Annotated in this window: 5 protein-coding genes and 2 tRNA genes (1 of these 7 running past the window's edge); all 7 read right to left on the bottom strand. The window is 63.7% G+C overall.

Annotated features, from left to right (window positions below; translation table 11 throughout):
* Positions 1–24, bottom strand: a tRNA-Arg gene (locus tag F3I16_RS21075); it reaches 153 nt to the left of the window's first position.
* 53 nt (positions 25–77) lie between these two features.
* Positions 78–168: transfer RNA gene (locus tag F3I16_RS08345), tRNA-Ser, on the bottom strand.
* Positions 169–230: 62 nt separating this feature from the next.
* A complete protein-coding gene (gene csrA / locus F3I16_RS08340; protein WP_069517029.1) occupies positions 231–416 on the bottom strand; it encodes a carbon storage regulator CsrA in 186 nt (61 codons plus the stop codon).
* 183 nt (positions 417–599) lie between these two features.
* Entirely contained in the window at positions 600–1,838 is a 1,239-nt protein-coding gene (locus tag F3I16_RS08335; protein WP_160493247.1) for an aspartate kinase, read from the bottom strand.
* Positions 1,839–1,948: 110 nt separating this feature from the next.
* A complete protein-coding gene (gene alaS, locus F3I16_RS08330) occupies positions 1,949–4,564 on the bottom strand; it encodes an alanine--tRNA ligase (RefSeq protein WP_160493246.1) in 2,616 nt (871 codons plus the stop codon).
* Between the two features lie 152 nt (positions 4,565–4,716).
* A complete protein-coding gene (astE, locus tag F3I16_RS08325) occupies positions 4,717–5,709 on the bottom strand; it encodes a succinylglutamate desuccinylase (RefSeq protein WP_160493245.1) in 993 nt (330 codons plus the stop codon).
* A 14-nt stretch (positions 5,710–5,723) separates the two neighbouring features.
* Positions 5,724–6,011: a topoisomerase II gene (locus F3I16_RS08320; protein WP_160079467.1), complete on the bottom strand. Its 288-nt coding sequence runs from the start codon at positions 6,009–6,011 to the stop codon at positions 5,724–5,726.
* Positions 6,012–6,014 lie beyond the last annotated feature (3 nt).

Genomic DNA, 6,014 nt, shown 5'->3' with positions numbered 1-6,014 from the left:
TCTATCCAGCTGAGCTATGAGTGCATGTAACGCTTGCACTGCAGACATCCAAGACTAACGCCTACAGCACTAAATAATGGCGGAGAAGGGGGGATTCGAACCCCCGACACCCTTTTGAGGTGTACTCCCTTAGCAGGGGAGCGCCTTCGGCCACTCGGCCACCTCTCCGCAACACGGGGCGCATGATAACCATGTTTTCCCCGTTTGCAAAGCCAAAATTTCGAGAAAAATTAGTGGCTTGGTTCGTCGCCTTTCTCTTTCTGGATGCGCTGGTAGATTTCTTCCCGGTGCACGGCCACTTCCTTCGGAGCGTTAACGCCGATGCGCACCTGGTTACCTTTCACGCCTAACACAGTGACGGTCACTTCATCACCGACCATCAGGGTCTCTCCAACCCGGCGAGTCAGAATCAGCATTCCTTTCTCCTTACGGACTTAGTTCAGGACAACAATCTGCAGAAATAAAATGGTGGCAGCCCCGCGCATATCAAGCCGGAACCTTCACCCAAGTATTGACCAGCATCGACAAAAGGAAAGCCCCCGTCACACCGGTCAAAAAAAGCAAAAGGCGCGGACTAGCCGCGCCTTTCGGACAACGCTTCACTCACCCTGTCGGGCCGGAGCGTCCAGCTCGAAGGCAGTGTGCAATGCGCGCACGGCCAGCTCCAGGTATTTCTCCTCAATCACCACGGAAACCTTGATTTCCGAGGTGGAGATCATCTGGATATTGATGGTTTCCTTGGCCAGCGCCTCGAACATGCGACTGGCGACGCCGGCATGGGAACGCATGCCGACCCCGACGATGGAGACCTTGGCGATATTGGTGTCGCCACTGACCTCGCGGGCCCCCAGCTCGCGCGCGGTGCTCTCCAGCACGCTGTAGGCGTTCTGGTAGTCGTTGCGGTGCACGGTGAAGGTGAAATCGGTGGTGTTATCGTGCGCCACGTTCTGCACGATCATGTCCACTTCGATATTGGCGGCACTGATCGGGCCGAGAATCTTGAAGGCCACGCCCGGGATATCCGGCACGCCACGGATGGTCAGCTTGGCTTCGTCGCGGTTGAAAGCGATGCCGGAGATGATCGGCTGTTCCATGGATTCCTCTTCATCAAGGGTAATGAGGGTGCCCGGACCCTCCTGAAAGCTGTGCAACACGCGCAGCGGGACGTTGTACTTGCCGGCGAACTCCACCGAGCGGATCTGCAGCACCTTGGAGCCGAGGCTGGCCATTTCCAGCATCTCCTCGAAGGTGATCTTCTCCAGGCGACGAGCCTTGGGCACCACGCGCGGATCGGTGGTGTAGACGCCGTCTACATCGGTGTAGATCTGGCATTCGTCGGCCTTCAGCGCCGCCGCCAGGGCCACGCCGGTGGTGTCGGAACCGCCACGACCGAGGGTAGTGATGTTGCCCTGCTCGTCCACGCCCTGGAAACCGGCGACCACGACCACACGACCGGCCTTGAGATCGGCACGAATACGCTGGTCGTCGATCTGCAGGATGCGCGCCTTGGTGTGCGCGCTGTCGGTGAGGATGCGCACCTGGTTGCCGGTATAGGACACCGCTGGCACGCCGCGCTGGATCAGCGCCATGGCCAGCAGGGCAATGGTCACCTGCTCGCCGGTGGAGACCATCACGTCCAGCTCGCGCGGCACCGGCTGACCATCACTGACCTGCTTGGCCAGTTCGATCAGGCGGTTGGTTTCGCCACTCATGGCGGACACCACGACGACGATGTCATCACCGGCTTCGCGGAACTTCTTCACCTTGTCGGCCACCTGCTGAATACGCTCGACGGTGCCGACGGAGGTGCCCCCAAATTTCTGTACGATCAAAGCCATGTCAAAAAGCCGCCTGATTCCTCAAGGGCGCCCATTAGACCCGCATCGGGCCACACTGCCAAGGCTTGCCGGACGCGCTGCCAGCCTTGGGTATCGCGGATTTATCGAGCTTAGCCGGCGAAAGCGGCAGCCAGGGCCAAGGCTTCATCCAGCTTGCCGGCGTCCACGCCGCCGCCCTGGGCCATGTCCGGCCGACCACCACCCTTGCCGCCGACAACGGCGGCGGCCTGACGCATCAGATCGCCGGCCTTGAGCTTGGCGGTCAGGTCCTGGGTCACCCCGGCGACCAGCACGACCTTGTCGTCCTGCACGCCGCCGAGCAGGATCACCGCACTGCCCAGCTTGTTCTTCAATTGATCGACCATCGCCAGCAGGGCCTTGCCATCCAGGCCGTCGAGACGCGCGGCCAGCACCTTGATGCCGTTGACCTCAATGGCCGAGCCGGCCAGATCGTTGCCCGCCGCGCTGGCGGCCTTGGCCTTGAGCTGCTCCAGCTCCTTTTCCAGCTGACGGTTGCGCTCGAGCAGGCCGGCCAGCTTGTCCAGCACGTTGTCGCGACTGCCCTTGACCAGGCTCGCCGCTTCTTTCAGCTGCTCTTCCGCCCCGTTCAGCCAGGCCAGCGCCGCGGCGCCGGTGACGCCTTCGATGCGCCGCACGCCGGCGGCCACACCGCCTTCGCTGGTGATCTTGAACAGGCCGATGTCGCCGGTGCGCGACACGTGGGTGCCACCGCACAGCTCGACGGAGAAGCCGCCACCCATGCTCAGCACGCGCACTTCGTCGCCGTATTTCTCGCCGAACAGCGCCATGGCGCCTTTCTGCTTGGCGGTTTCGATGTCGGTTTCCTCGGTCTCGACGGCCGAGTTCTTGCGAATCTCGGCGTTGACCAGCTCTTCCAGGGCCTTCAGCTGCTCGGGCTTGATCGCCTCGAAGTGGCTGAAGTCGAAGCGCAGGCGCTGGCTGTCGACCAGCGAGCCCTTCTGCTGCACGTGCTCGCCGAGGATGTGGCGCAGCGCGGCATGCAGCAGGTGGGTCGCGGAGTGGTTCAGCGCGGTAGCCTGGCGCACCGAGGCGTCGACCGCGGCCTGCAGCTCGGCGCCAAGCTTGATCGCACCTTGGGCCACGATAACGTGGTGCAGGAAGGCACCACCGGCCTTGGTGGTATCGCGCACATCGACGCGCACGCCTGCGGCGGTGAGGTAACCGGTGTCACCGACCTGGCCGCCAGATTCGGCATAGAACGGGGTCTGGTCGAGGACGATCACGCCCTCCTCGCCTTCGCCCAGGCTGTCGACGGCGGCACCGGCCTTGAACAGGGCGACGACCTTGCCGGCACCCTGGGTGCCCGCGTAACCGGTAAAGACGGTGTCCACGTCGACCTTGACCAGGCTGTTGTAGTCCAGGCCGAAGGCGCTAGCGGAGCGGGCGCGCTCGCGCTGGGCGTCCATCTCGCGCTCGAAGCCTTGCTCGTCGAGGGTCAGCTCGCGCTCGCGGGCGATGTCGCCGGTGAGGTCCATGGGGAAGCCGTAGGTGTCGTACAGCTTGAAGATCACTTCACCCGGGATGACGCTGCCCTTCAGCTCGGCCAGGTCCTGCTCGAGAATCTTCAGGCCCTGTTCCAGGGTCTTGGCAAACTGCTCTTCCTCGGTCTTCAGCACGCGCTCGATGTGCGCCTGCTGCTGTTTCAGCTCGGGGAAGGCTTCGCCCATCTCACCGACCAGCGCGCCGACGATCTGGTAGAAGAAGCTGCCCTTGGCGCCCAGCTTGTTACCGTGGCGGCAGGCGCGACGGATGATGCGGCGCAGCACGTAGCCGCGACCCTCGTTGGACGGGGTCACGCCGTCGGCGATCAGGAAGCCGCAGGAACGGATGTGGTCGGCCACCACTTTCAGCGAAGCCTGGGCCTGGTTGGCGCAACCGATGGCCTTGGCCGCGGCGTTCAGCAGGCTCTGGAACAGGTCGATCTCGTAGTTCGAGTTGACGTGCTGCAGCACGGCGCTGATGCGCTCCAGGCCCATGCCGGTGTCCACGCTCGGCGCCGGCAGCGGGTGCAGCACGCCGTCCGCGGTGCGGTTGAACTGCATGAACACGTTGTTCCAGATCTCGATGTAGCGGTCACCGTCTTCTTCCGGAGAACCGGGCGGGCCGCCCCAGATGTGCTCGCCGTGGTCGAAGAAGATCTCGGTGCACGGGCCGCACGGACCGGTGTCGCCCATCGCCCAGAAGTTGTCGGAGGCGTACGGCGCGCCCTTGTTGTCGCCGATGCGGATCATGCGCTCGGCCGGGATGCCGACTTCCTTGTGCCAGATGTCGTAGGCCTCGTCGTCGGTGGCGTAGACGGTGACCCAGAGCTTCTCCTTCGGCAGGTTCAGCCACTTGTCGGAAGTCAGGAACTCCCAGGCATAGGTGATGGCGTCACGCTTGAAATAGTCGCCGAAGCTGAAGTTGCCCAGCATCTCGAAGAAGGTGTGATGGCGCGCGGTGTAGCCGACGTTTTCCAGGTCGTTGTGCTTGCCGCCGGCACGCACGCACTTCTGACTGGTGGTGGCGCGGGTATAGGCGCGTTTTTCCAGGCCGAGGAAGCAGTCCTTGAACTGGTTCATCCCCGCGTTGGTGAACAGCAGGGTCGGATCGTTCGCCGGGATCAGCGAGCTGGATGCCACACGGGTGTGCCCCTTCTCTTCGAAGAAGCGGAGGAAGGCTTCACGGATTTCTGCGCTTTTCATGTATTTCTTCCAGGCAAACGACGGCCACGGCAAGCCGGCAAAGGGCCGCATTATATCGGCCCTGCGCGGCAGGCACAGCCTGTTTGCAGGGAAAATGGATAGAAAGCGTCTATTGCACCGCTAGAGGCGCGCCGACAAGGCAGGGCACGCGGTCAGATCGCGGCCGGAACGATCAGAATCCCGGCGCGCAGGCCGTTTTTCACCTTGGGATTGGGGAAGATGATCCGCGCCCCCGCCTCTTCCACCAGCCAGCGGGTGCCGGCGATGTCTTCGGCCAGCAGGTAGCCGACCGGCAGCTCGCTGAAGTTCTCCACGTCGCTGGGCAAGTGCAGGCGGAACGCATCGCTGTGCTTGATCACCTCGCGCGCCACGCTGAACAACTGCAGGCCATCGAGCGCACTATCGGCCGGCTCGGCGTTCTCGATAATCAGGCGCAGGCGCCGCTCCAGCGGATCGAGGTTGACCTGCTGGTTCTGCCCGAACGGCCGCGCCTTGCCCAGTTCCAGGGTGAAGGCCTCGGCCTGCAGATGGGCATAGGTGTAGGAGCTGAAGGTGATGCCGACCTTCTTCTGCAGCAGCACCGCCTCGATCCCCGCCGCGCGCAGGCGCGCCAGTTCGCGGGGCGAATGGGCACGGCCTTCGGCGTAGGGATAGAGGGCGAACTGCTCGATCTTCGAGGCACGAATGGCGGTGTGCAGGTCGTAGTGCAGGCGCGAACGCCCGGGCTTGCTGAAGAACGCCGCGGCCAGGTGCTCCAGCTCGTTGGCACGCAAGGCTTCGGGCCCACTGCTCTGCTCATGGCGCCCGCTGAACAGGCGATTGATGTCCTGCTCGATATAGCGCTCGCCGCGGCGCATGGCCTCCGGGTTGCCGAACAGGAAGAGAATCCGCGCCTGGGGAATCAGCTGGCCGGAGGCGATGCCTTGCAGCAGGCGGTCGAGCAACTCGATCGGCGCGGTTTCATTGCCATGGATGCCGGCCGACAGCAGCAGGTCGAGGCCACTGTCGGCGCTCACCGACGGCGTCACTTCCAGCGCGCCATTGGCCAGCCAGTGCAGGCGCACGCCCTCGCGGGTCAGTTGAATCTTCTCGGTCGGCTCGCGGCCGGCCAGGGTCAGTTCAAGCAGTTTGCCGAGGGCGAGCATGACAGGCGGCGTCCTTAGTGGTTGCAGTCCGGACCATGTACATGGTCGTCGTCTTCGTCGCCGACCTCGGCCGGCTCCATTTCCAGCTGCAGGCTGACCAGGTTGGTGGCCAACGGGCGCAGCAGCAGGTTGGCGTACTCGCTGTCGCCCTCCTCCACGTCCACGCCGATCAGCAGCTGGCCGTTGCCGGCCTGCTGGATCCACACTTCCTTGCCCTGCCAGATCACGGCAAAGCGCGTGCAGGTGGTTTCCAGCTGGGTGCCGTCGGTGTCTTCGAGGATCAGTTGCAGGGCGTCGGACATGGA

Origin of the sequence: Pseudomonas sp. L-22-4S-12 (assembly GCF_009799935.1) — a bacterium.
Classification (GTDB): domain Bacteria; phylum Pseudomonadota; class Gammaproteobacteria; order Pseudomonadales; family Pseudomonadaceae; genus Aquipseudomonas.
This window is presented reverse-complemented; position numbering and strand designations above follow the sequence as displayed.